We start from the raw sequence: 531 nt of genomic DNA, 5'->3' as shown, positions 1-531 counted from the left end.
CGCTGATGACGTGGCCGAGCGCCTCAATGAGGACGAAGCCCGCCGCGAAGAAGATAAGTGGGCCTGATCTTCCGTCGTCGATGGACGACGGGCGGCCGCGTGCGATCAGTCATCGATCAGCGTGCCGATCAACTCGAGGAGCGCTCGGTGTTCTGGCCCATTAGCTCCGTCTCGAAGAAATTTACCTATGGCCGTGTCGGACACCTGTCCTCCAGAGCTTAGATTCGGCTGATGCCTTACGACGGGCATCTTGGAAGTCGGATCGCGCGCCAGGAACCAGGTGTCCCCGTTGCTGCTTTCGTACAAGATTCGTTCCGTCATGGAGATGTAATCGGACCCACGGCGTTCCGTTCCTCTCTGGGGTGGGCATAAGCAAACTTTTATGCGGCGAGCCTATCTTCCTTGTCGGGGCCGCGCATGACGATCTTGAGCGTGGCATCCGGCAGCGGTCGTTGCAGGGCCTTGGCCTCATCCCAAGGGGCGCGCAGCCAGACATCGCGCTCCTCATCTGTCGTCAGGATCACCGGCATC

At 60.3% G+C, this 531-nt stretch carries 1 pseudogene; it reads right to left on the bottom strand.

The window, feature by feature from the left end:
- Nucleotides 1-380: 380 nt before the first annotated feature.
- Nucleotides 381-531 (bottom strand): annotated as a pseudogene (locus ACZXDY_RS46360) (SOS response-associated peptidase); the annotation flags it as partial.

It is taken from the genome of Bradyrhizobium sp. LeoB3 (assembly GCF_055456055.1).
The sequence above is the reverse complement of the archived record's forward strand: the minus strand, read 5'-3'. Positions and strand labels throughout refer to the sequence as shown.